Raw genomic sequence first — 22,512 nt, forward strand, 5'->3', positions numbered from 1 at the left:
AAAAGCTGTCCCGCGTGCCCTCCCCGGAGGCCATGACAGGGCAGGGCCGAACATGGAGGATAAAATGTTCGCAGTCATCAAGACCGGCGGAAAGCAATTCCGCGTTGCCGCCAACGACCGCATCACCACCGCCAAGATCGAAGGCAACCCGGGCGACACCGTCGCCTTCGGGACCGTGCTGATGCTCACCGACGGCGAGAAGACCACGCTCGACGCCAAGGCCCTCTCCGAGATCACGGTTGCTGCCGAGATCGTCGAGCAGGCCCGTGGCGAGAAGGTCATCGCCTTCAAGAAGCGTCGCCGCCAGAATTCGAAGCGCAAGCGCGGTTTCCGTGCCGAGCTGACCGTCATTCGCATCACCGACATCCTCACCGGCGGCAAGAAGCCGGAGATGAAGAAGGGCGAGGCGTCCCCCGTCGCGCTGAAGGCCGCCTCCACCGAGACCAAGGGCAAGGCCGCTCCGAAGGCTGCCAAGGCCACCGAGGCCGGCGCCATCGACGCCTCCAACCTCTCGCTGATCTCGGGCGTCGGCCCGACCATCGAGAAGAAGCTGCGCGCCGCCGGCATCACCTCCTGGAACGACATCGCGTCCTGGAGCGAGGCCGATGTCGCCAAGTGGGACGAGGAGCTCAAGCTCCGCGGCCGCGCCACCCGTGAGGAATGGGTCGAGCAGGCCAAGGAACTCCTGGCCGGTAAGCCCCCGCGGGCCAAGGCTGACCAGGCCGAGCAGGCTTCCGGCGAGGACTACTGACGCACCCCGTCAGTCCGTCTCCGTCTTTCGCGCCCGGACCGGCTGGCTTTTGCCGCCGATTCGGGTTAGAGACCACATATCAGTTTTGAGGTAGGGCGTTATGGCTCATAAAAAGGCAGGCGGTTCATCCCGCAACGGTCGCGACTCCGCAGGCAGGCGCCTCGGCGTCAAGAAGTTCGGCGACCAGGCCGTGATTCCGGGCAACATCATCATTCGGCAGCGTGGGACCACCTGGCATCCCGGCGCCAATGTCGGCATGGGCAAAGACCATACCCTCTTTGCGACGACGACCGGTCGCGTCCGATTCACGACCAAACTCGGCCGAGCTTTCGTGAACGTAGTCCCGGCCCAAGAGGCCGCAGAATAAGACGGCGGATAGGGAAACTCCTCGATCCGCCGGTTCCATCGAACCGGAACGGATCAGGGGTCTAGCCCTCTCAAGGGTCACCCAAGGTCAGCGAAAGGGAGATGGGACAAAATCCCGCCTCCCTTTTTTCGTTTGCGCCGACGGAGAGACCGATGTTCCCCGAACTGACCCGCGACGATGTCTTCCGGCTCGAGACCCGCCGTCTCTGGCTGCGCTGGCCCCGCATGGCGGACGCTTCCGCCATCCTGCGCCAGGCCGGGGAGAAAGCCGTGGCCGAGATGACGGCCTCGATCCCGCATCCCTATCCGGTGGCTGCGGTCGAGCCCTTCATCTTCGCCATGCGCAAGGGCAACGCGCTGGGTGAGCATCTGGTGCTGGCGATCACGCCGCGCGCGAAGCCCAACGAGCTGATCGGCATGATCGGCGCGCACAAGCAGGCGACGGGCGTACCCTTCGTCGGCTACTGGCTCGGCACACCGCACTGGAACAAGGGCTATGCCACGGAAGCCGTGCAGGCTCTGATCGACACGCTGTTCTCGCTCGTCGAGATGCCGGCGATCGAGGCCGACACGCGCGTCATCAACCCCGCTTCGCGGCGCGTGCTGGAGAAGTCCGGCTTCCGGGCCGAGGGCTCGTTCCTCAAGTCGTTGCCGGCGCGCGGCGGGTTGTTCCCCTGCGAGCAGTTCCGGCTCGACCGGTCGACCTGGTCGGCGCTGAAGAGCTGGGGCGCGAGCGGCTGGGCGCATGCGCCGGAGAACGAGCCGTCCGTCGCCGTCGATACACCGGGCGAACCCTGCCCGGCGTGAGTGTGACACGTCATTCCCGGGCGGCGCTCTGCGCCGACCCGGGAATCTCGATCCGGAGATGCTCGGGTCGAGCCCGAGCATGACGAACAGTTCCGCCTATTTCACGAACGTCCCGCCGAGCTCATCCGCGATATGGATGCGGATGATCTCGTCGAAGCTCGATTCCGCCTTGAAGCCGAGCGCGATCGCCCGCTGCGGGTCGAAATTGCGCGGCCAGCCTTCGACGATTTTGTCGATGACCGGGTCGGGCACCCGCTTGATACGCGCCACGACGGCGTCGCCTGCGACCTTGCGCAAAGCCTCGATCTGCTCGGCCACGGTGCAGGAATAGCCCGGCATGTTCAGCGCGCGGCGCGGGCCGACGACCGCCAGGTCCATGGTCGCGGCATGGATCAGGAAGTTGACCGCCGAGCGCGGCGAGGCGTGCCAGTGGCGCACCTGGTCCGAGACGGGCAGCACCGCATCGATGCCGTTCAGCGGCTCGCGGATGATGTTGGAGAAGAAGCCCGACGCAGCCTTGTTGGGGCTGCCCGGCCGCACACAGATCGTCGGGAAGCGGATGCTCAGCCCATCGAAGAAGCCGCGGCGGCTGTAGTCCGACAGCAGCAGTTCGCAGATCGCCTTCTGCGTGCCGTAGCTCGTTAGCGGCGTCGTGAAGAACTCGTCGCCGATCTTGTCGTGGAAGGGCGCGCCGAACACGGCGACCGAGGAGGTGAAGACGACGCGCGGCTTGTAGCCGTCGCCGGTCAGGCGGATCGCCTCGAACAGGAAGCGCGTCCCGTCGAGATTGATCTTGTAGCCCTTCTCGAAATCGGCCTCTGCCTCGCCCGAGACGACCGCCGCCAGATGCACGATCAGTTCCGGCCGTGAGGCGATCAGCGTCTCCGCCTCGCCGGGCACCGAGAGATCCGAGACGATGGCCTCGAACGTGAAGGCCGCGCCTTTCGGCGCCTGCGCCGCGACGACATCCTGGGCCGTGACCTTGGCGATGGGCTTTCCGCCGAGCTGGCCATCGCGGGCGAGACGTTCGATGAATTTGCGGCCGGCCATGCCGGCGCCGCCGAGAACGAGAATATGCATGGGTTTCCTCCCTGTTGTTGTTCTTGTGCGCTCAGAGAGCAAAACCGCCATCGGCGAGATGGATCTGGCCGGTGGTGTAGCTCGCCTCGTCGGAGGCAAGATAGACCGCGAGCCAGGCGATCTCCTCGGCGGTGCCGAGCCGGCCCATCGCCTGGCGGTCGATGAAGGCCTGGCGGGCGGCGGCTTCCGTGGTCTTGTTCGCCGTGGCGAGGTCCTTGATGCGCTGGTCGAGCGAGGGCGACTGGATCGTACCGGGGCAGATAGCGTTGGAGCGGATGCCCTTCTTGATGTAGTCGGCCGCGACCGCCTTGGTCAGGCCGATGACGGCAGCCTTCGTCGTGCCATAGGCGTAGCGGTTCGGGATGCCGCGCACCGAGCCCGCGCCCGAGGCGATGTTGACGATCGAGCCCGCGCCCTTGGCCAGCATGCCCGGCAGGAAGGCCTGGATCGTCCTGTGCATCGAAACGACGTTGAGATCCCATGAGAAGGTCATGGCCTTCTCGTCGGTGTCGAGCACCGTGCCATGATGAACGAAGCCGGCGGCGTTCACGAGGATGTCGATCGTCCCGACCTTTTCGGCGAAGGCCATCACGGCCTTGGTCGAGAGCACGTCGAGCTTGCGCTTCTTCGCCTTGGGAATGCCCTCGAGCAGGGCGACGTCCTTGTCGGTTGCCCAGACGGTCGCACCCTCCGCGACGAAGGCCTCCGCGATCGCGCGGCCGATGCCCTGGCCGGCCGCCGTGACGACCGCGACCTTGCCCTTCAAACGTCCTGCCATGGTAATTCGTCCCCTGCTCAACTGCTTTTGGAAAGCGACTTGCGAAGATGTGTGAGCCGCCGGTCGGCCATTTCTTCATGATGGCTGAAGCGGAATCCGAGGCGCTCATACCAGGCGATGCGGTCGGCGAGCCGGCTGTTGGTGTAAAGCAGCACAGCGTCGTAGCCGAGTGCGGCGGCGCGCGCGTCGGCAAAGTCCATCAGCGCGCGGCCGAGCTTTCGGCCCGCGGCGTCAGGCGCGACCGCTATGCTCCAGACCGTGAACGCCTCGGGCGCGATGTCGAGCACCAGAGCGGCGTCGAGCGGCCCAGCCGGTCCAGCCGCACCATCGACAAGCCAAATCTCATGCTGGGCAACGGCGCTGTGGTAATCGGCCATCCGCGGCAGCGAGGGCACGCCGCTGATGGCTTCGTTGGGCAGGTAGGCAGCCGTCTTGAGCGCTTCGAGCGCAGCAATATCGGCCATGGTGGCCCGCCGCAGCGGCACGGACCCAGCCATCGCGACAGACTGGTTGAAGGACGCGAGCGAGTGCTTCTGCATCCCCTCCGCGTCGAAATTCTCGGGAGCCAGCCAGCGCTGGAAGCCCTGCGCTCGCACCGGCCATTCACTGTCCAGAATCGAGAACCAGGCCGTGTCGCGGTTGCGGCCTTTGACCACCATATGCTGCCGGAACAGGCCTTCATACTGGAAGCCGAAGCGCAGCGCGGCGCGCCTGGACGGCGCGTTGAGAGTGTTGCACTTCCACTCGAAGCGGCGATAGCCGAGCGAGAAACCATACTCGCCGCACAGATAGATGGCTTCGGTCGCCACCCGCGTCCTCTGCAGCACCGGTGAATAGGTGATGTAGCCGACCTCGAAGACGCCATGCTCGGGCCGGATCTCCATCAGCCAGAGATGCCCTTTGGCCCGCCCGTCGGCCTTGTCGATGATCGCGAAGGGCACGATGCCGGGCTTTGCCGCCATCATCGCCAGCAATTCGCCATAGGCCTCGCGCGTCTGCGGCGGATGGGCCGGCATCCACTGCCAGATATGGTCGTTGCCGGCATTGACCGCCCAGATGTCGTCGAGATGGCGGGCCGGGTCGATCGGCTCCAGCCGGCAGTAGCGCCCCTCGAGCACGCGGGCCGGCGGAAAAGGCGGCGCCGTCCAGCCTTCGAGCAGCGGATTGGCGGCGGTAACCGCCGAAATGGAGGTCATGGCTTGGTCATCTCCTGCCAGCCCGTCAGATCGGTCGAAACCGTCCAGTCCGGACCGAGTTCTGCGGCGACGGCGCTGGCGATCGCCTGTCCCTCCGCCTCCCAGGCGCGCTGTTCCGCCTCGCTGGGAAAGCGCGAGCGCGCCTCCTGCTCTTCCTCGTAGATCGCGTCGAATTCATCCATCCAGGCTTCGAGCCGGTCGGCGAGCTCCTCCGAAAGGTCGATATCCTCGGCGTCGACGGCCTTCCGCCTGCCCTTGGCATCGAGCGTCCAGAGTCCGCTCAGGCCGAGCCAGGCCGGCGCGATCAGCAGCGTCCCGCTCACGAGCGCGCCTTCAGGTCTTCGGTGAAGAACGGATTCAGCGGTGAGGACGGACCGTTGCCGGCGAACCCGCGGAAGCTGCCCTCCTCGGCGATCAGCCGCGTCGCCTCGATGAAGGCGGCCCAGGCTGCCCGCGCCAGCGCGCCACCGATCGAAATGCGGCGTACGCCGAGCGCGGCGATGTCCGACACGGTCAGGCCGAAATCGCCATAGACCAGCGCATTGACCGGCTTGCCGCCAGCAGCGGCGACGATCCTTGAAATCTGATCCAGTGTCTTCGGGCCAGGCGCATAGAGCACGTCCGCGCCGGCCTCGGCATAGGCCGCGATCCGCCGCGCCGACTCGTTCAGCGCATCGGGATGACCGGTCAGGAAGCACTCTGCCCGTGCCGTCAGCACGACGCCCGACCCGGTCTCGTCAATCGCCTTGCGCGCCGCCCTGATCCGCTCGACGGCAAGCTCAAACGGGTACAGCGGATCCTCGCTGCGCCCCGTCGCATCCTCGATCGAGAGGCCGGCGACGCCCGTCGCGATGCACAGTTTCACATTGGCACCGACGCCGTCGGGCGTATCGGCATAGCCGTTCTCGAAATCGGCGTTGATCGGCAGGTCCGGGACGGCCTTCACCAGGTCCGCCAGATGCGCCAGCATCATGTCGCGCGGCACGTCCTGGTCGGCCCTGCCTTGCGTGAAGGCGAAGCCCGCGCTCGTCGAAGCCAGCGCCTTGAAGCCCTGCCCGCGCAGCCAGCGCGCCGAACCGACATCCCAGGGATTTGGCATCACGAAGCAGCCCGCTTCGTGCAGTGTGCGGAAGGCATCGACCTGAGCGGAATAGGCCATTTTAAATCGTTTCAAATGAGCGGGCTCGAATGCGGCGCATAGTGTCCGTCCCGCACCGCTTTGTCAGCCCCGGAGCCCCGCGCCGATGGTCGGACGCTGATGCGCCCCGCGAATGGCGTCCGTTAGCGTCATTCTCGGGCAGCGCAAGGCGCCAACCCGAGAATTTCCTGCCGGAGATGCCCGGGTCAAGCTCGAGCGCGACGAACCTCAGTGGTTGTCGCGCGGAATGCCGAACTTCTTGTGGATCTTCTGGTACTTGACCGCAGGCTTCAGCACCATGCCCTCTGAGAGTTCGCCGACGATCTTGCGCTGGATCTCCTGCCAAGGCGTCTGGCTCTTCGGATATTTGTACCCGCCCGCCGCCTTCAGCGCCGCGCGCCGCTGCTCCAGCTCCTCATCCGAGATCAGGATGTCGGCCGAGCGCTTGTTCAGGTCGATGCGGACCTTGTCGCCGGTCACCAGAATGGCGAGATTGCCGCCGGTCGCCGCTTCCGGCGAGGCGTTCAGGATCGAGGGCGAGCCCGAGGTGCCAGACTGCCGCCCGTCGCCGATGCAGGCCAGGGCCGTGACGCCCTTCTTGATCAGGTAGTCCGGCGGCCGCATGTTCACGACCTCGGCTGCGCCCGGATACCCGACCGGCCCGACGCCGCGGATGAACAGGATCGAGTGCTCGTCGATCTTGAGCGCCGGGTCGTCGATGCGGTGATGGTAATCCTCCGGCCCGTCGAAGACGATCGCCTTGCCCTCGAAGGCATTCGGGTCCTTCGGGTTCTCGAGATAGCGCTTGCGGAATTCCGGCGTGATCACGCTGGTCTTCATGATCGCGGAATCGAACAGGTTGCCGCGCAGGTTGAGGAAGCCCGACTGCGCCTTCATCGGCGCGTCATAGGCCTTGATGACGTTGCGGTCCTCGGCGAAGAAGCCCTCGCAATTCTCGGCCAAGGTCCGGCCATTGGCGGTGATCGCCGGCTTGATCTTGCCCTTGGCGACAAGCTCCGCGACCACGGCGGGCACGCCGCCGGCGCGGTAGTAATCCTCGCCGAGATACTCGCCGGCCGGCTGCAGGTTCACCAGCAGCGGGATGTCGTAGCCGACATTCGTCCAGTCCTCGTTGTCGAGGGGGACGCCGATATGCTTGGCGATGGCGTTGACCGAGATCGGCGCATTGGTCGAGCCGCCGATGGCCGAATTGACCACGATCGCGTTCTCGAAGGCTTCGCGCGTCATGATCTTCGACGGAATCAGGTTCTCCCAGACCATGTCGACGATGCGAAGCCCGGTGAGATAGGCCATCTCGTAGCGGTCGCGATAGGGCGCGGGGATCGCGGCCGCGCCCGGCAGCGTCATGCCCAGCGCCTCGGCGATCGAGTTCATCGTCGTCGCCGTGCCCATGGTGTTGCAGTGGCCCGCCGACGGCGCCGAGGACGCCACCAGATCGACGAAGCCTTTGTAGTCGATCTCGCCGGCCGCCATCATCTGGCGCGCCTTCCAGACGATCGTGCCCGAGCCGGTGCGCTCGCCGCGGAAATTGCCGTTCAGCATCGGCCCGCCCGGCAGGGCGATCGCGGGGATGTCGACGGTCGCAGCCGCCATCAGCTGGGCCGGCGTGGTCTTGTCGCAGCCCGTCGTCAGCACGACGCCGTCGAGCGGGTAGCCGTAGAGGATCTCGACGAGCGAGAGATATTGCAGGTTGCGGTCGAGGCTGGCCGTCGGCCGCTTGCAGGTTTCCTGGATCGGATGGATCGGAAACTCGAAGGGCACGCCGCCGCGCTCGCGGATACCGTCTCGGACGCGATGCGCCAGTTCGATATGGTGGCGGTTGCAGGGCGCGATGTCGGAGCCCGTCTGCGCGATGCCGATGATCGGCCGGCCGGACTGGAGTTCGTCGCGCGACAGGCCGAAATTCATCGTGCGCTCGATATAGAGCGCGGTCATGTCGGCATTGGCGGGGTTGTCGAACCAGGCCTTGGAGCGCAGTTGCTCCGGCTTGATGCGGCGAGCGGCCTTCTTCTTCGTGGTCGCCACCGGCCGGTCCTGGCGCGGCACATTGCTCTCGGGGCTCTTGGCCATCCTGATGCTTCCTCTCGCACGGACGCGGCGCTGACGGCCGCTTGCCGGTCTCTCTTCAAACGATTGTAGGGCCGCCATCATGCCGATCAGTTTTGCCGGGGCAAGCCCGCAAACGCGAGATAGTCATACTATTTATGCAAGCCGGCGGCATGGTCCCGCGAATCGCAACGGCGCCCGGACTTGCATGGCGGCACGGTTTGGAGCCAAGAGAAGCCAAGAGCCCGACACGAGCGGGCCTCGCCTGAAACGACCCTGCCCGAGGAAACGCCGCCATGACGCTGCATGTCGTCCCCTCCTTCGCCCGCATCGGCGAGGAAAATGCCTTCGCCGTGCTGGCCCGCGCGACCGAATTGCAGCGCCAGGGCAAGGACATCATTAATCTCGGCATCGGCCAGCCGGACTTCCCGACGCCCGATCATATCGTCGAGGCGGCGGTGAAAGCCCTGCGCGACGGCCATCACGGCTACACCCCAGCCAACGGCATCCTGCCGCTGCGCGAGGCGGTCGCGGCCGACCTGCACAAGCGCTTCAGTGTCGAAGTGTCGCCCGAGAGCGTGATGATCGTGCCCGGCGGCAAGGTCACCATGTTCATGGCGATCCTGATGTTTGGCGAGCCCGGCGCCGAGATCCTCTATCCCGACCCCGGCTTCCCGATCTACCGCTCGATGATCGAATACACCGGCGCCACGCCGATTCCGGTGCCGATCCGCGAGGAAAACGGCTTTGCCTTCTCGGCCGAGGAAACGCTGGCGCTGATCACGCCGAAGACGCGCCTGCTGATCATCAACTCGCCGGCCAATCCGACCGGCGGCGTCACGCCCAAGGCCGAGGTCGACAAGCTCGTCGCCGGGCTGGCCAAATTCCCCGATGTCGCGATCATGTCGGACGAGATCTACGACCAGATGCTCTATGACGGCGAGCAGCATGTCTGCCTGCTGAGCTACCCCGAGATTCGCGACCGGCTGATCCTGCTCAATGGCTGGTCGAAGACCTACGCCATGACCGGCTGGCGCATGGGTTGGTCGGTCTGGCCCAAGCCCCTCTACGACAACGCCCGCAAGCTCGCGGTGAACTCGCACTCCTGCGTCAATGCGCCGGCGCAATGGGCGGGGCTCGCCGCGCTGACCGGCCCGCAGGATGCGGTGGGCATGATGCTGGCGGAATTCGACCGGCGCCGGAAGGCCGTGGTCAAGGGGCTCAACGCCCTGCCAGGCATCTCCTGCATCGTGCCCAAGGGCGCATTCTACGCCTTCCCGAACGTCTCGCAGACCGGCTGGAAGGCCAAGAAGCTCGCTTCCGCGCTGCTGGAGGATGCCGGCGTCGCCACCATCGGCGGGCCGGATTTCGGCGTCCATGGCGAGGGTTACATCCGCCTCTCCTACGCCAATTCGCTTGAGAATATCGAGCGCGCGCTGGAGCGGATGGGGACGTTCCTGGCGAGCGCGAAAGCGGCATGAGATTCGCGGCGGGAGCTTCGGCAGCGAAAACGTCCGCGGCAGGAGCTTCGGCAGCATGAACCTCACCACCGTGAGCTATCTCTATTTGGCGGCGGCCATCGTCAGCGAGGTCATCGGCACGTCCGCGTTGAAGGCGTCGAACGAGTTCACCCGGCTCGTACCGACGCTCATCATGATCGCGGCCTTCCTGAGTGCCTTCTATTTCCTGACGCTGACCCTGCGGACGATCCCCGTCGGCGTCGCCTATGCGATCTGGTCAGGCGTCGGCATCGTCCTGATCAGCCTGGTCGCGCGGGTGCTGTTCGGCCAGAAGCTTGATGCGCCGGCCATCATCGGCATGGCCCTGATCGTCACGGGCGTACTGGTGATCAACCTGTTCTCGCGGGCGACGCCGCACTGACAAAGAGCGTCATTCTCGGGCGAAGCGAAGCGCAGACCCGAGAATCTCCGGCAGGACAGGCTCCGGCTCCTCATGCGGCACGGGATGCTCGGGTCGAGCCCGAGCATGACGCCAGGGCTCAGTTCTGCTTCGCCGTGCTCGCCGTCACGCCCGGATCGACCTTGAAGCTTGACGCCTCGAGCACGGCGGTGCCGATCATCGTCTTCACCGAGACGCGCACCGGCACCATCATGTTGGTGCCTGCGACCGGCGCAAGCCAGGTGCTGATGTCCTTGTTCTCGATCATGAACTTGGTGCTGGGCCGCAGCGCGCGATGGCCCGCGATCGGCACATAGCGCACCTGGCAAACCGCGACAGGCCCGCTATAGCCGTCGAGCTTGACCTCGCGCGTGCCCGCCGAGGTGAGCTTGATGTCGTAGCGCGCCGCGCCGTCGAAGATCGGCAGCGTGCGGTTGCAGGCGGTCGCAAGGTTCTTGCCGGTGACCGGCATCAGGAAGGCCGAGAGCGGATCGACGATGTTGCGACGGTGGCCGTCGGTCAGTGGCACGCGGTCCGGCTTGGCGTCGATCGGCGGCTCGATCTCGACGGCCGCGACATTGTTGCCGTCGAGCGCCATCCGCACGGTGCGGCTTTCGTTGGAGCTGGCGGAGCTGACCGCGAAGCTCGTCGGCGACAGCTTGGCGCCGTTGAGGCCGCCGGACGCCGCGCCCGAACCCCGCCCGCCGGTGAAGCCGCCGATCAGCCCGGTCAGCTTGGCGGCGACATCGAGCTTGTAGCTGGACGCGTCGATGCCGCCGCTGAGGCTGGCGGTCCCCAGCGTCAGCCCGAGCAGTGAGACATCATACTGGGCATCGAGCGAGGCGGCGCTGGCGGGCAGAGCGGCCGCGCCCGCGATGCAAAGCGCAAGGACGGACCCGGCCAGGGACGACGCGATGGCGGGCTTCATCTACGTCCTCCGGGCTTTCGAGCTGATCGGGACATGCACTGCGAATCGGTCCGAATCGTGACCTCTTTCGCCGGTTTTGGCGAGCACCAAAGCGTCACGCCCTGGGCTCCCGCCATCACCCGAGCGATATCACCAGGGCTTGCATGACTTTTCCTTGACGCGCCCGCCAGCCTTGGCTATGGAACCGCGACTTCAATTTGACTTCCGGTGCTCATGTCCGGCACGTCGCGTGTCGGCATTTTTGTTTGAGCCAGCCGGTTGGATTTAGGGAACGATACCATGGCGCGCCGTTGCGAACTGACCGGGAAAGCCACCCAGACCGGCCACCTCGTCAGCCACTCGAACCACAAGACGAAGACCGTGTTCCGCCCGAACCTGGTCAACGTCACCTTGCAGTCCGACGCGCTCGGCCGCTCGGTTCGCCTGCGCATCTCGGCCAACGCGCTGCGCACGGTCGATCATCGCGGCGGTCTGGACGCCTTCCTGGTCAAGGCTCCGGCCGGCGACCTGTCGACCGGCGCCCTGACGCTGAAGCGCGACATCGAGAAGAAGCTCGCCACCGCCTGAGCGGTGTCGCTGTCTCGCGATTGAACGAAGCGGCCGAAAGGCCGCTTTTTTCGTTTGACTCGTTCATGCTATTTCTTCTGAAAATTCTGCTCGCCGGATATGGGGATCAGCTATGTTTGGAGAGATGCTTCGCCGAATGTCTGCGCAGAAGGCGCAAGAGAAGGCATCGAAGCTGGCTGCTGCGCAGCAGAGCCTCCCATATCAGTGGGTTCAGGCAAATATCCCTGACATCAAACGATTAATGATGGAAAAGGCACAAGCCGGCGAAAATAGCTGCGAACTCGGCCTCGAATGGAATACAATTGAGAATAAAATCGAACGCTACAAGCCAATCATGTCGAACGAAATATTTCTCGACAGTCCCTATCATAAGGATTTTTGTGCGGCTGTTTATAAAGAATTATTGAAAGAAATTGCACCAGATCGTATCCGCTTAATCCGGAGCCAGAAAGAAATCCGATATAAAGGCAAGCGGTATACTCACGAGCAATGGACCTTGAAGTGGTGACCGCCTGAAGGCACCGAGGACATTGAAACGTAAGGGTTAGAACTCAAACCAGCTCGAATTCCAGCAGCACCGTCCGCTGCAGGAACGAGAAATTGTCGTCCGAGATCAGCGTCAGGATGGTCTTGCCATCCTCCAGATGGACGGCCAAACCTTCCATATTGTCGATCTCCTGCCCGAGATCGGCCTGGATCAGCGCTGGGCCATCGAGCAGGGCGCCCGCTTTCAGGCTTGGGCCCGCCACGCGACGGATCCGCATGCCGACGCCACGCAGCGGGCGATACCAGCGTTCCAACAGCAGCATGTCGCCATCGGGTAGGAAGGCGAGATCGGTGATGTCGAAGCCGTCATGCCGGGCCACCTGGAACAGGCCGGGCTGCCGCCCGAGGATCACGCCCAGCGTCGGCTCATCGTCGGCGCCCGAACGCTCGGCGATCGCCACGACCGCGCCTGCAAGAGGCTGGCCTGCCGGCACGACGCCGATCGCTTCCAGCCCGCGATTATCCGGCAGGCGCTTGACCTCTCGCGGGACTGGCACGATGCGCGCCCGCGCCATGACGCCCTGACCGGCCCAGTCGAAGCGCAGCACGTCATGCGTCCGCTCGACGCCCATGTAAGCGACACCATCGGCGATGCAGAGGCTTTCGGTGTCGTAGTAGCGCGAGCGGTGCAGCGGCTTGCCGGACGCCCCGAGGATTGGCGCAAGTTCCGCGCGGTAGAGCCCGGTCAGCCTGCCGTCGCGCGTGGCGACCCTCGCCGTCAGCCAGAACCCGTTATCGGTGACGGCGACGAGGTCGCAGCCATCAGCGCCGCCGCGCCAGAGGCCCGAGACCCCGCCGAAGCGCGGATGATCGCCGCTGAGCACGAGTCCACCCCGGAAGGCGAGCTTGCCGAAGCGGGTCTTCTCGGGGTTTCGCGGCTCGAAAGCGCGGATCGGCCGGGAGGAGACGGTGACGGGGCCGCCTTCGCGGTCCTGGGCACGGGCTTGGGGCGCGACGGCGAGCGCACCGAGTCCAGCCAACGCGGAGCGGCGAGTCAGGCGCATCAGAACGAAGCGCCTGCTGCCAAGCCTGCGCGGGGAACCCCTCTCCTGTAAGGAGAGGGGCAGGGGTGAGGTGTCGGCCCCTGGACCAGAGGCGTGCCAGTCCTAAGCGGCGGTAACGGTGAGGTTTCGGCCAAGACGTCCAACGGCCGACCCCTCACCCTGCCCTCTCCCTCCGGGAGAGGGTTCCCCGCGCCAGACCCATGGATGTGGCAGGCCAACCTCACTGCCGACGTCGCGCGCCGCCCGACGACTTGGCGTTCAGCCGCGGATCGTCCTCGAACAGCTCGGCGAGCTTTTCGGTCATCACGCCGCCGAGCTCCTCGGCGTCGACGATGGTGACGGCGCGGCGGTAGTAACGCGTCACGTCGTGGCCGATGCCGATGGCGATCAGCTCGACCGGCGAGCGTGTCTCGATCTCGGCGATGATGTGGCGCAGATGCCGCTCGAGATAATTGCCGGCGTTGACCGACAGGGTGGAATCGTCGACCGGCGCACCGTCCGAGATCACCATCAGGATCTTGCGCTGCTCCGGCCGGGCCAGGATGCGCTTATGCGCCCAATCCAGCGCCTCGCCATCTATGTTCTCCTTGAGCAGGCCCTCGCGCATCATCAGCCCGAGATTCTTGCGCGCCCGCCGCCACGGCGCATCCGCCGCCTTGTAGATGATATGGCGGAGATCGTTGAGGCGGCCGGGATTGGCCGGCTTGCCCGATTGCAGCCAGGACTCGCGCGACAGCCCGCCCTTCCAGGCCCGCGTGGTGAAGCCGAGCAGCTCCGTCTTGACGCCGCAGCGCTCCAGCGTCCGGGCCAGGATGTCGGCGCAGGTCGCGGCGACCGTGATCGGCCGGCCGCGCATCGAGCCGGAATTGTCGATCAGAAGCGTCACCACAGTATCGCGGAAATTGACGTCCGATTCCTGCCGGAAGGAGAGCGGCTGATAGGGGTCGATGATGATGCGCGGCAGCCGCGCCGGATCGAGCGCGCCCTCTTCCAGGTCGAACTGCCAGGACCGGTTCTGCTGCGCCATCAAGCGACGCTGCAACCGGTTGGCCAGACGGGCGACGACGCCCTGGAGATGCGCGAGCTGCTTGTCGAGATAGGCGCGCAGGCGCGTCAGCTCCTCGGCGTCGCAGAGCTCCTCGGCCGTGATCGTCTCGTCGAACTTGACGGTGTAGGGCTTGTAGTCGGTCTGAGGCCGGTCATTGGGCTTGCCCTCGCGCGGACGCGGCGCCTCGCCGGCTTCGTCGGCCTCCGAATTCTCGTCCTCGTCGTCCCAATCGCCCGAGGGGGCGTCGGAAGCTTCGCTCGCGCCTTCCTGCAACTCCTCGGTGGCGTCGTCGGAGACCTCGACCTCGGAGCGCTCACCGGCACTTTCCTGCTCGGCCTCGCCATCCTGCTGCTGCTGTTCGTCGGAGGACTGGTCCTTGTTGTCCTCGTCTTCCTCCGATTCCTCGCCCTGAGAGGTCTGCTCGGCCATGTCGAGCGAGGCCAGCATGTCGCGCACCGTGCGTGCGAAGGCGCGCTGGTCCTCGACCGCGTTCGACAGCCGGTCGAGATCGGCGCCGGCCTTCTCCTCGATCTGCTCGCGCCAGAGATCGACCAGCTTCTGCGCCGCCTTGGGCGGCTTCAGGCCGGTCAGCCGCTCGCGCACCATCAGCGCCAGCGCATCCTCCAGCGGGGCGTCGGCACGGTCGGTGATCTCCTCATAGCGCCCGCCGCGATGATAGCGATCCTCCAGCATGGCGGTGATGTTGCCGGCCATGCCGGCCATCCGCCGCGAGCCGACGCATTCGACGCGCGCCTGCTCGACAGCGTCGAACACGGCACGCGCCGCATCGCCCTCGGGTGCGGCGCGGCGATGCACGCTGGCATCATGGCAGGCGAGCCGCAGCGCCATCGAATCGGAATGGCCGCGCAGGATCGCGACATCCTCGAGCGTCAGCTTGCGCGGCGGCTCGGGCAGGCGGGCGCGGTCGCCGACGAGCGAGGGTTTGTCCGCCGCGAAGACGATCTCCATCTCCGGCTTCCGGGCGATCGCCTTCATCGTCTGCGAAATCGCGCGCTTCAGCGGCTCTGCTGGCGCTTCCTTGGACTGGCCGGGCTTGCGATTTGAGATGCTCATAGCGCTTTCGCGAAATGGTGGATGCGATGGCCGGCCACGGGGTAGTCCTCCATCACGCCATACTGCCGATAGCCCAGCTTCGGATAGAAATCAGGCGCCTGAAGGCTCATCGTACTCAGATACACGCCCCGCGCACCATGCTCGCGCGCGGCGTCCTCGGCCATCGCGACCAGGGCCTCGCCATGGCCCTTCCCGCGATGCGCCTCGTCGATCCAGAGCAGGTCGACATGGAGCCATTCCCACTTCAGCTCGCCGATCAGCCCGCCGACGATGACGCCGTCATCGTCGCGCAGGCTGAGCGCGAGCGGCACGCTGTTGCGCTCGCCCGCCCTCGCGGCGTTGTAGGCGCTCAGCCCCGCGACCACGGCCTCCCTCGTCGCCGCGACATCGCTTTCGCGCTGGAGGGTCGCCATGGCGGGAGCGACCGTCAGCTCAGGACCACATTCGCCGCGCTCTCCGGCAGTTCCTTGCCGAAGGAGCGCTGGAAGAACTCGGCCACCAGCGTGCGCTCCATCTCGTCGCACTTGTTCAGGAAGGTGACGCGGAAGGAGAAGCCGATATCGCCGAAGATCGCGGCGTTCTCGGCCCAGGTGATGACGGTGCGCGGGCTCATCACGGTCGAGAGATCGCCGTTCATGAAGGCATTGCGGGTGAGATCGGCGACGCGGACCATCTTGTCGATGGTCGCCCTGCCTTCAGGGCTCCCCTGGAAGTGCTTCGACTTCGCCAGCACGATCTCGACCTCGTTGTCGTGCGGCAGATAGTTCAGCGTGGTCACGATCGACCAGCGGTCCATCTGACCCTGGTTGATCTGCTGCGTGCCGTGATAGAGGCCAGACGTGTCGCCGAGGCCCACCGTGTTGGCGGTGGCGAACAGCCGGAAGGCGGGGTGCGGGCGGATGACGCGCTTCTGGTCGAGCAGCGTCAGCTTGCCGGACTGCTCGAGCACGCGCTGGATCACGAACATCACATCCGGGCGGCCGGCATCGTACTCGTCGAAGACCAGCGCGATGTTGTTCTGCAGCGCCCAGGGCAGGATGCCGTCCTGGAACTCGGTGATCTGCTTGCCTTCCTTCAGCACGATCGCGTCCTTGCCGACGAGGTCGAGGCGCGAGACGTGGCTGTCGAGGTTGACGCGGACGCAGGGCCAGTTGAGGCGGGCCGCGACCTGCTCGATATGGGTCGACTTGCCGGTGCCGTGATAGCCCGAGATCATGACGCGCCGGTTATGGGCGAAGCCGGCCAGGATCGCGATCGTGGTGTCGCGGTCGAAGCGGTAATCCGGGTCGAGATCGGGCACATGCGCCTCGGTCGAGGAATAGGCCGGAACCTCCAGATCGGAATCGATACCGAATGTCTGGCGCACCGACAGCTTGATGTCGGGCAGGCCGGCGGCAGTCGTCGTTGTCATCATCAGATCTCCGGGCGTGGGAGCATGGCCGGTAATTGACCGGTTGTCCCAACGCCGACCGAGGAGGGAGGCAATACCAACCTAATTAGAGGCAAAGCCCGGCATCGGCAATTCGCAAAGCGCCAAGGCTATTGTTCGCAAAAGACATGCCTAGTCCCGCTCCGCCAGCAGCCGCGTCACGATGCCCGCGACCGTGCCTGCGCCGTCGCGATCGATCGCCGAGGTCCCGGGAGGACCTGCCGTCAGCGCCGCCTTGACTGCGGCGGCGAAAGCGGCAGGCGTTGCGGCATCGGCGCCGGAAAGCCGCAGGCAGCGCGCGAGGCCTGCCCGTTCCATCGCCTCGGCACGCACCGCCTGCTCGGTCTCCGCGCCTGCGTCGAAGGGCACGACGATGGCGGGGCACGCCGCCGCGACGAGATCGAGCACGGTGTTGTAGCCAGCCTGGCTGATCGACAGCGCGCAGGCCGCGAGCAGTTCGCCAAAATCCTGACGCGCCCGCTCGACGGTGACGTTGGGCGAGGCCGATTGCCGCAGGCCGGCGAAATCGGCGTCAGCGAGGCCGCGTCCGGCAAAAAGGCGCCAGGGCCGGGAGGTGTCGAGGCGCGCGGCATCGAGGCAGAGCCGGAACAGCGGCAACGCAGCCCCGGAACCACCGCCGGAGACGAGGATTTCGCCCTCACCGTCATTGCGAGCGGAGCGAAGCAATCCAGGGGGACGTCGAGCGGGCGGCTCTGGATTGCTTCGCTCCGCTCGCAATGACGGCGCAGCCAGATACCCCGTGTAATGCAGCCTCTCCGCAAGCCCGGCCGAGACCGGCCAGGACGCCTCCAGCGGCAGGAAGGCTGCATCGCCATGGACGAGCACGCCGTCGAAATGGTCGGCGAGCCGCCGATGCGCCTCCGCGATCCGGTCCGGCCGCGGCGTCACCAGCACGTCGCGGACCGAAGCCAGCACCAAAACGCGCGGGTTGGCCGCCTTCGCCGCAGCGATGAGGCCAAGGAACTCATCCGCAAGCTGCCGCCGCCCGAACGGAAAATGCTCGGTGATCACGACATCTGGCCGAAGCGCCGTCGCAAGCTGCGCGAGAATCGCCTGACGCTCAGTGCGCCGGGAGGCCGCGATCGGCACGCCCTCCTCGTCGAGGAGGTTGCGGAAATCGACGCCCTCGACCTTCACCGGCGGCAATTGCACGAAGGCGAAGGGCTCGCCCTCCATCGCCCGCATCGGCATGCCGCCGCTGGCGAGCGTCACGGCATAGCCGCTCGCGGCGAGCGCCCGGGCGAGATGGCCCGCCCGCACCAGATGCCCGCTGCCGAGCAGATGCGTCACCGCGATCAGCACGGTGCCATTCATGGCCGCTCGCCCGACGAAGCGCGCAGCCTTGCGGCGATCCAGTCGAGCCCGGCGGCGGCCGAGAAGGCACTGGTCAACCGCTGATGGGCCGCCTCCCCCAGCGCCGCGCGCCGCTCCGGCGCGACCGCCAGCGCAGCCAGCGCCCCCGCCAGTGCCGCGACATCGCCAGGCGGGACCAAAAGCCCCTCGACACCCTCGCGGACAAACTCGGGAATGCCGGCAAAATCCGTAGCGACGATCGGCAGGCCCTGGCTCGCCGCCTCCATCACGACATTGGGCAGGCCGTCGCGGTCGCCGTCGCCGGCCTGCCGGGAGGGCAGCACGAACAGATCGGCCTCGCGCAGCGCCGCGATGACATCGCCCTGCGCCTTCGGGCCCGCCCAGGTCACTCGGTCGCCGAGGCCCAGATCGGCAGCCTGCGCCTGCAGCGCCTTCAGCTTTTCGCCGCCGCCGATATGCGCCAGCCGCCAGTGCAGGCCGGCAGGAAGCTGCGCCAGTGCCGAAAGGAGATCGTCGAAGCCCTTCTTCTCGACCGCGCGGCCAATCGTGACGAAGCGCACCGGATCGGCGGCATCGCCACCGTCGCGCGCCGGACGGCTGGGCGGAGCCGGAAAGCGCGCGAGGTCGAGCCCGTGATAGACGAGATCGACCTTGTCGGGCCGGTCGGCAAGGCGCGCGAGTTCGCGGTGGCCGTCGCGCGTGCAGGTCACGCCCCAGGCGGCGGACGCGATCTTCTCACGCTTCTCCCAATCCGGCGTCGTCCAGATGTCCTTGGCATGGGCCGAGAAGGACCAGCTCAGCCCCCGCAGCAGCGCTGCATAACGGATCACCGAGGCCGGCGTATGAAGGTAGTGCACATGCAGATGCGTGATGTCGGCCGGCAATTCGCGCGCCATCACGCAGGCCTGGCCGAAGCGGCGCAAGCGGTTGCGCGTGCGGTCGCGGGCGAGATCGCGCAGGAAGACCGGCAGCAGCCGCGCGAAGCCGGGCCGCAGCAGCGCCCGCAGCACGCCGCGCAACACCCGCCCGGGCTCATCGTGCAGATATTCCGGCAGGTAGCTCACCGGCGCCGTGATCTGGTTGTGCATCAGATGGCGCGCGACATCAGTCGGCCGGCGCAGCGACCAGATCGCAAAGGCAACGCCGCGCTGCTGCAAGCCAAGCAACTCCTGGGCGATGAAGGTCTCCGACAGGCGCGGATAGCCCTTCATCGCGATCGCGATGCGGGGTGCCTGTGCAGCCGCGTCCAAGGGGGCGCTCATCGCCGGCCGATCAGCATGAAGCGGGTATAGTTCTTCGTCGGCAGGGCGCCGGCGAACAGCGTCTCCGACAAGCCCGCCTGCGCCTTGAAGGCCTCCAGCGAGGCGACGCAGCTGCGATGATCGGGCTCGCGGAAATAGTCGTTGGACTGGAGCAGCAGCGGCAGCCCGGGCGGCAGGGTCGCGAGCCAGCCCGGCACATCCGCCAGATGCTCGCAGCTCGTATTGATGACGAGGCCGGGCGCGGAGTCCTGGCCGGCGAAGTCGAGCGCCATCATGTCGGCGGTCACCGCCCTGAACCGTCCCGCCGCGACATGGCGACGGTTCAGCCGCTCGGCGACATCGGCACAAGTCGAATCGAGGTCGACGCTGACCACAGCCGGGATCGTCAATCGCTCATCGGCCAGCAACAGCGCGCCAAGCACGCCATACCAGGCGCCCAGCACCCAGACAGGCCCCTGAGGCTGCGGCAGGACCTGCGCCAGCGCATCAACCAGCCAGCGCTTCGAGCCGATCTGCTTGTGATTGAAGGCGATCCAGATCTCGGGTGGCATGTCGTCGGCGACGAGGCGCGCGAGATCGGCCACCACGCTGTTGCCGGTGAGGGCTGCGACCCCGCGCAGAATGTCATAGAAGGCGTCGGGAGGCGTGGCGCGTGTCATGCCGTATCGGGATGGCGGAAGGTGCAGTGAAAGTGGCCGGACCATATGCAACTGCACCCGCAAAGGCCAGCGACGCGACGGCAGCGCCGTCGGGCATCCTGCTCCCGCACCTCTCCAGCCCGGCAGCCGCGCTACGGCAGGTGCTGGCGGCCCATGCGGTGCGATTCTGCGCGCATATCGTCGAGATCGGTGGCGCCGGCCTGCCGATCACCGGCTTCCTGACCCACCATCCGGAAACGGTCACGGTCATTGACCCGAAGATCCCCGCCTTCTCCGCGACGACGCTCAACCATGCACCCTGCCGCGTGCGCCATCTCGCCGCCAAGCTTCAGGAGGTCGAGATCGTGCCGCCCGCCCCTTATGCGCTGGTGCTGCTGGGATTGTCGCTCAAGCCCTTCGGCCGGCGCGGCGCGACCCCGCCGGAGTTGCTCGCGCTCGCGGCGAATGCGCAGGTGCTGGTGATCGACTACGCGCTCGATCTCGAACGGGCTCAGGGCCAGATCGGCGCGCTGACCGCGACCCGGGCCGCGCCGCCGGCCATCGACCTCGCTTTGACGATCAACGACGAGGCCCTGATGGCTGCCGGCTTCGACCGCCGGCGCTTCCTCGTCTTCGGTGCGGCCTGAACCTCAAGACCCGGTCTCGTCGGATTCTGCGGGCGCCTTGGCCACAGCCTTCTTGCGCGGGACTTTGCGGGGCTTTGAAGGAGGCTTCTCCTGCGGCCCGTTCGCCGCGACGACCTCTTCGCGTTCGACGATCTGCTCGCGCTCGATGACCTCCTGGGCGGTCTCCTCGACGACCTCCGCATCGATATCGACATCGCCCGCCGCCACCGCCGGAGCAGGCGCGGTGTCCGGTTCGTCATCTCGCGCCGCGATCTCGGGAGCGCTGGCGAAGCCATAGGCGTTCAGCGGTTTCTCGCGGCCTCGGAGCGCGATCTTGAGCAGCGTCGTACCGCGATAACTGCGTCCGCTCGCACGGATCGTCTCCTCCGAGACCAGGATATCGGCCAGCACCCGACGCGTCGCCGATTCGAGCTGGCTGGCCACCGCCACGGTCTCGCCGACCGTGATCTCGCGCCGGCCGAGGCTGTCGTTCTCGACCGAACCCGTGATCGCCTGGCCGCTGTGAATGCCGATGCCGATGCGCAGCGGCAGCGGCAGCGCCGCACCGAACTCGCGGTTGAGCGCCTCGACGGCGCGCACGATGTCGGCAGCCGAACTGATCGCCGCCTGCGCCGCCTTGGCCGGTGTGCCATCCACCCCGAAAACGGCCATGAAGCCGTCGCCATAGAAGGCGTCGATGCGTCCGCCATGGGCCGCGATCGCCTGCGCCATCTCGTCGAAGAAGCGGTTGAGCAGGCCGATCAGTTCCTGCGGCAGCTGTCGTTCGGAGAGCGCCGAAAAGGCTCGCAGATCCGCCACGACGACGGTCAGGCCGCGCTTGCCGACGCTGGCGTCCGGCGCCAGTTCGCCGGGGTTGGCCACCTTGAGTCGCGACGCCAGCAGAATCTGGACCTGCAAATCGTCACGCGGCCTGATCTGGCAGGCGAGACGAACCCGCTCGGGCGCCGAGATCCGGCGCAGCAACTTGGCTTCGTTCATGCCGGGCGCCGGCAGCGAGTCGGCCCCGTCCAGCACCAGCACGCGACAGGTGGCGCAGCGTGCCCGACCGCCGCAGAGCGCCGCATGGGGAATGCCGAAGCGCCGGAACATCTCGAGCACGGTCAGCCCCGGCGCCAGCTTGCGCACGCCATGGCCAACAAAGCGCACCGTGATCTGCCTGGTGGTGCGGACCCTGATCTCGCGGATGCCGACGAAGCCGACGAAACAGCCGACGAGGCCGTAGAAAACCGATTTCGCCCAGGTCACGTTCTGGTTGAACATGACGATCTGCGCGTCGGTCGTGACCTCCGGCTCCACCACCATGTGGCCGGCCTCGCGTCCAGCCACCGCGAAGCCGATCAAAGCCAGGACCGGGATCAGAATCGCGGCCAGCAGGAAGGGGTCGCGCCAGCGCTGGTAGCCATCGCGCGAACGCAGCGTGAAATGCAGTCCGATGATGCCATGCACCCAGACGAGCAGCAGCAGCACGGACTGGGCGACGGCGAGCCCCGGCCAGAGCCGCCGCAGGACGGCTTGATAGCTTTCGTCGAGATTGAAGAAGGTGCCCATTACCCGCGTCCCGACGATGTGGTCGATCAGGAAGAGCGGGATCGCCAGACCGAGCGCGATCTGCAGCATCTCGCGCGCCGGCATCTTGAAGGTGCGGCGCTGGGCGACGCGCACGAGCGCGAAAAACGGATGCACGATCAGCGAGCCGTAGAGCGCGACCGTCCCTATCCACGAATGCCACAGCCAGTAGCGCCACTCCTGCGCCTGCTCCATCACCGCAACGCCCGCGATGCCGGCGGCATGGTTGAGGAAATGGGTCGTCGCGAAGAACAGCAGCACCATGCCCGACACGAAGCGGATGTCGCGGCTCCACGAAGACACCTGGTCCATGCCGGCACCCATGCCCGATCCCATGCCGGGGCGTCCTGGGCCGACCGTCTGCTGCAGGCTCATGCCGGCACCCG

General features: G+C 66.5%; 23 protein-coding genes. 8 read left to right on the forward strand and 15 right to left on the reverse strand.

Annotated features, from left to right (window positions below; genetic code table 11):
* Positions 1-64 precede the first annotated feature (64 nt).
* The 3 genes from rplU (at position 65) to AE618_RS15515 (ending at position 1,924) form a co-directional block, all read left to right on the forward strand.
* A complete protein-coding gene (rplU, locus tag AE618_RS15505) occupies positions 65-751 on the forward strand; it encodes a 50S ribosomal protein L21 (protein ID WP_054209968.1) in 687 nt (228 codons plus the stop codon).
* A 100-nt stretch (positions 752-851) separates the two neighbouring features.
* Positions 852-1,118, forward strand: a complete 267-nt coding sequence (gene rpmA / locus AE618_RS15510; protein ID WP_054209969.1) for a 50S ribosomal protein L27 — start codon at positions 852-854, stop codon at positions 1,116-1,118.
* Between the two features lie 152 nt (positions 1,119-1,270).
* Complete coding sequence (locus AE618_RS15515; protein ID WP_082365300.1) at positions 1,271-1,924, forward strand: GNAT family N-acetyltransferase; 654 nt, start codon at positions 1,271-1,273, stop codon at positions 1,922-1,924.
* A gap of 96 nt (positions 1,925-2,020) precedes the next feature.
* Here the strand turns inward: AE618_RS15515 and denD are convergent, their stop codons facing one another.
* The 6 genes from denD to AE618_RS15545 all read right to left on the reverse strand — a co-directional run bounded on the left by denD (position 2,021) and on the right by AE618_RS15545 (position 8,207).
* Positions 2,021-3,004 (reverse strand): D-erythronate dehydrogenase, encoded by a 984-nt coding sequence (denD, locus tag AE618_RS15520; RefSeq protein ID WP_054209970.1) that lies wholly within the window; start codon positions 3,002-3,004, stop codon positions 2,021-2,023.
* A gap of 31 nt (positions 3,005-3,035) precedes the next feature.
* Complete coding sequence (locus AE618_RS15525; RefSeq protein ID WP_054209971.1) at positions 3,036-3,782, reverse strand: SDR family oxidoreductase; 747 nt, start codon at positions 3,780-3,782, stop codon at positions 3,036-3,038.
* 17 nt (positions 3,783-3,799) lie between these two features.
* The gene (locus AE618_RS27415; protein ID WP_082365301.1) at positions 3,800-4,978 is read right to left on the reverse strand and encodes a GNAT family N-acetyltransferase; all 1,179 of its coding nucleotides are present in this window, start codon (positions 4,976-4,978) and stop codon (positions 3,800-3,802) included.
* Complete coding sequence (locus tag AE618_RS15535) at positions 4,975-5,301, reverse strand: hypothetical protein (RefSeq protein ID WP_054209972.1); 327 nt, start codon at positions 5,299-5,301, stop codon at positions 4,975-4,977. Before AE618_RS15535 ends, AE618_RS27415 begins: the two co-directional genes overlap by 4 nt.
* Positions 5,298-6,137, reverse strand: coding sequence for an isocitrate lyase/PEP mutase family protein (locus AE618_RS15540; RefSeq protein WP_054209973.1), 840 nt, complete (start codon positions 6,135-6,137; stop codon positions 5,298-5,300). Before AE618_RS15540 ends, AE618_RS15535 begins: the two co-directional genes overlap by 4 nt.
* 207 nt (positions 6,138-6,344) lie before the next feature.
* The gene (locus tag AE618_RS15545; protein WP_082365302.1) at positions 6,345-8,207 is read right to left on the reverse strand and encodes an IlvD/Edd family dehydratase; all 1,863 of its coding nucleotides are present in this window, start codon (positions 8,205-8,207) and stop codon (positions 6,345-6,347) included.
* A gap of 272 nt (positions 8,208-8,479) precedes the next feature.
* On the opposite strand from AE618_RS15545, the gene AE618_RS15550 reads away from it, so the two are divergent.
* Both AE618_RS15550 and AE618_RS15555 read left to right on the forward strand, forming a co-directional pair.
* Positions 8,480-9,664 (forward strand): pyridoxal phosphate-dependent aminotransferase, encoded by a 1,185-nt coding sequence (locus AE618_RS15550; protein WP_054209974.1) that lies wholly within the window; start codon positions 8,480-8,482, stop codon positions 9,662-9,664.
* Between the two features lie 55 nt (positions 9,665-9,719).
* A complete protein-coding gene (locus AE618_RS15555) occupies positions 9,720-10,064 on the forward strand; it encodes an SMR family transporter (protein WP_054209975.1) in 345 nt (114 codons plus the stop codon).
* A gap of 118 nt (positions 10,065-10,182) precedes the next feature.
* On the opposite strand, the gene AE618_RS15560 is transcribed toward AE618_RS15555, so the two are convergent.
* Positions 10,183-11,010, reverse strand: a complete 828-nt coding sequence (locus AE618_RS15560) for a DUF3108 domain-containing protein (protein WP_054209976.1) — start codon at positions 11,008-11,010, stop codon at positions 10,183-10,185.
* A 279-nt stretch (positions 11,011-11,289) separates the two neighbouring features.
* On the opposite strand from AE618_RS15560, the gene rpmB reads away from it, so the two are divergent.
* Positions 11,290-11,577 carry a 50S ribosomal protein L28 gene (gene rpmB, locus AE618_RS15565; RefSeq protein ID WP_054209977.1) on the forward strand — a complete coding sequence of 96 codons (288 nt, stop codon included), beginning with the start codon at positions 11,290-11,292 and terminating at the stop codon, positions 11,575-11,577.
* A gap of 136 nt (positions 11,578-11,713) precedes the next feature.
* The gene (locus AE618_RS15570; RefSeq protein WP_156330298.1) at positions 11,714-12,085 is read left to right on the forward strand and encodes a hypothetical protein; all 372 of its coding nucleotides are present in this window, start codon (positions 11,714-11,716) and stop codon (positions 12,083-12,085) included.
* A 43-nt stretch (positions 12,086-12,128) separates the two neighbouring features.
* On the opposite strand, the gene AE618_RS15575 is transcribed toward AE618_RS15570, so the two are convergent.
* The 7 genes from AE618_RS15575 to AE618_RS15605 form a co-directional block, all read right to left on the reverse strand.
* A complete protein-coding gene (locus AE618_RS15575; protein WP_054209979.1) occupies positions 12,129-13,127 on the reverse strand; it encodes an esterase-like activity of phytase family protein in 999 nt (332 codons plus the stop codon).
* Between the two features lie 220 nt (positions 13,128-13,347).
* The gene (gene cobT / locus AE618_RS15580) at positions 13,348-15,249 is read right to left on the reverse strand and encodes a cobaltochelatase subunit CobT (RefSeq protein WP_054209980.1); all 1,902 of its coding nucleotides are present in this window, start codon (positions 15,247-15,249) and stop codon (positions 13,348-13,350) included.
* Positions 15,246-15,662, reverse strand: coding sequence for a GNAT family N-acetyltransferase (locus AE618_RS15585; RefSeq protein WP_054209981.1), 417 nt, complete (start codon positions 15,660-15,662; stop codon positions 15,246-15,248). Before AE618_RS15585 ends, cobT begins: the two co-directional genes overlap by 4 nt.
* Positions 15,663-15,676: 14 nt before the next feature.
* On the reverse strand, positions 15,677-16,663 hold the full coding sequence (gene cobS, locus AE618_RS15590) for a cobaltochelatase subunit CobS (protein WP_054209982.1): 987 nt from the start codon (positions 16,661-16,663) through the stop codon (positions 15,677-15,679).
* A 147-nt stretch (positions 16,664-16,810) separates the two neighbouring features.
* Positions 16,811-18,013 (reverse strand): glycosyltransferase family protein, encoded by a 1,203-nt coding sequence (locus AE618_RS15595; RefSeq protein ID WP_054209983.1) that lies wholly within the window; start codon positions 18,011-18,013, stop codon positions 16,811-16,813.
* Positions 18,010-19,275, reverse strand: a complete 1,266-nt coding sequence (locus AE618_RS15600; protein WP_054209984.1) for a glycosyltransferase — start codon at positions 19,273-19,275, stop codon at positions 18,010-18,012. Before AE618_RS15600 ends, AE618_RS15595 begins: the two co-directional genes overlap by 4 nt.
* The gene (locus AE618_RS15605; protein ID WP_054209985.1) at positions 19,272-19,934 is read right to left on the reverse strand and encodes a hypothetical protein; all 663 of its coding nucleotides are present in this window, start codon (positions 19,932-19,934) and stop codon (positions 19,272-19,274) included. The genes AE618_RS15600 and AE618_RS15605 overlap by 4 nt, the downstream gene beginning before the upstream one ends.
* Positions 19,935-19,966: 32 nt before the next feature.
* Here AE618_RS15605 and AE618_RS15610 point away from each other — a divergent pair, with 32 nt between their 5' ends.
* A complete protein-coding gene (locus tag AE618_RS15610) occupies positions 19,967-20,560 on the forward strand; it encodes a hypothetical protein (protein ID WP_156330299.1) in 594 nt (197 codons plus the stop codon).
* A gap of 3 nt (positions 20,561-20,563) precedes the next feature.
* Here the strand turns inward: AE618_RS15610 and AE618_RS15615 are convergent, their stop codons facing one another.
* Positions 20,564-22,501: an adenylate/guanylate cyclase domain-containing protein gene (locus tag AE618_RS15615; protein WP_054209987.1), complete on the reverse strand. Its 1,938-nt coding sequence runs from the start codon at positions 22,499-22,501 to the stop codon at positions 20,564-20,566.
* Positions 22,502-22,512: the final 11 nt, after the last annotated feature.

Origin of the sequence: Allobosea vaviloviae (assembly GCF_001298265.1) — a bacterium.
Classification (GTDB): domain Bacteria; phylum Pseudomonadota; class Alphaproteobacteria; order Rhizobiales; family Beijerinckiaceae; genus Allobosea; species Allobosea vaviloviae_B.

Excerpts from the sequence above, each read along its gene's own strand:
- rplU (WP_054209968.1), top strand. The coding sequence starts at position 65 with ATGTTCGCAGTCATCAAGACCGGCGGAAAGCAATTCCGCGTTGCCGCC.
- rpmA (WP_054209969.1), top strand. The coding sequence starts at position 852 with ATGGCTCATAAAAAGGCAGGCGGTTCATCCCGCAACGGTCGCGACTCC.
- AE618_RS15515 (WP_082365300.1), top strand. The coding sequence starts at position 1,271 with ATGTTCCCCGAACTGACCCGCGACGATGTCTTCCGGCTCGAGACCCGC.
- denD (WP_054209970.1), bottom strand. The coding sequence starts at position 3,004 with ATGCATATTCTCGTTCTCGGCGGCGCCGGCATGGCCGGCCGCAAATTC.
- AE618_RS15525 (WP_054209971.1), bottom strand. The coding sequence starts at position 3,782 with ATGGCAGGACGTTTGAAGGGCAAGGTCGCGGTCGTCACGGCGGCCGGC.
- AE618_RS27415 (WP_082365301.1), bottom strand. The coding sequence starts at position 4,978 with ATGACCTCCATTTCGGCGGTTACCGCCGCCAATCCGCTGCTCGAAGGC.
- AE618_RS15540 (WP_054209973.1), bottom strand. The coding sequence starts at position 6,137 with ATGGCCTATTCCGCTCAGGTCGATGCCTTCCGCACACTGCACGAAGCG.
- AE618_RS15545 (WP_082365302.1), bottom strand. The coding sequence starts at position 8,207 with ATGGCCAAGAGCCCCGAGAGCAATGTGCCGCGCCAGGACCGGCCGGTG.
- AE618_RS15550 (WP_054209974.1), top strand. The coding sequence starts at position 8,480 with ATGACGCTGCATGTCGTCCCCTCCTTCGCCCGCATCGGCGAGGAAAAT.
- AE618_RS15555 (WP_054209975.1), top strand. The coding sequence starts at position 9,720 with ATGAACCTCACCACCGTGAGCTATCTCTATTTGGCGGCGGCCATCGTC.
- AE618_RS15560 (WP_054209976.1), bottom strand. The coding sequence starts at position 11,010 with ATGAAGCCCGCCATCGCGTCGTCCCTGGCCGGGTCCGTCCTTGCGCTT.
- rpmB (WP_054209977.1), top strand. The coding sequence starts at position 11,290 with ATGGCGCGCCGTTGCGAACTGACCGGGAAAGCCACCCAGACCGGCCAC.
- AE618_RS15570 (WP_156330298.1), top strand. The coding sequence starts at position 11,714 with ATGTCTGCGCAGAAGGCGCAAGAGAAGGCATCGAAGCTGGCTGCTGCG.
- AE618_RS15575 (WP_054209979.1), bottom strand. The coding sequence starts at position 13,127 with ATGCGCCTGACTCGCCGCTCCGCGTTGGCTGGACTCGGTGCGCTCGCC.
- cobT (WP_054209980.1), bottom strand. The coding sequence starts at position 15,249 with ATGAGCATCTCAAATCGCAAGCCCGGCCAGTCCAAGGAAGCGCCAGCA.
- AE618_RS15585 (WP_054209981.1), bottom strand. The coding sequence starts at position 15,662 with ATGGCGACCCTCCAGCGCGAAAGCGATGTCGCGGCGACGAGGGAGGCC.
- cobS (WP_054209982.1), bottom strand. The coding sequence starts at position 16,663 with ATGATGACAACGACGACTGCCGCCGGCCTGCCCGACATCAAGCTGTCG.
- AE618_RS15595 (WP_054209983.1), bottom strand. The coding sequence starts at position 18,013 with ATGAATGGCACCGTGCTGATCGCGGTGACGCATCTGCTCGGCAGCGGG.
- AE618_RS15600 (WP_054209984.1), bottom strand. The coding sequence starts at position 19,275 with ATGAGCGCCCCCTTGGACGCGGCTGCACAGGCACCCCGCATCGCGATC.
- AE618_RS15605 (WP_054209985.1), bottom strand. The coding sequence starts at position 19,934 with ATGACACGCGCCACGCCTCCCGACGCCTTCTATGACATTCTGCGCGGG.
- AE618_RS15615 (WP_054209987.1), bottom strand. The coding sequence starts at position 22,501 with ATGAGCCTGCAGCAGACGGTCGGCCCAGGACGCCCCGGCATGGGATCG.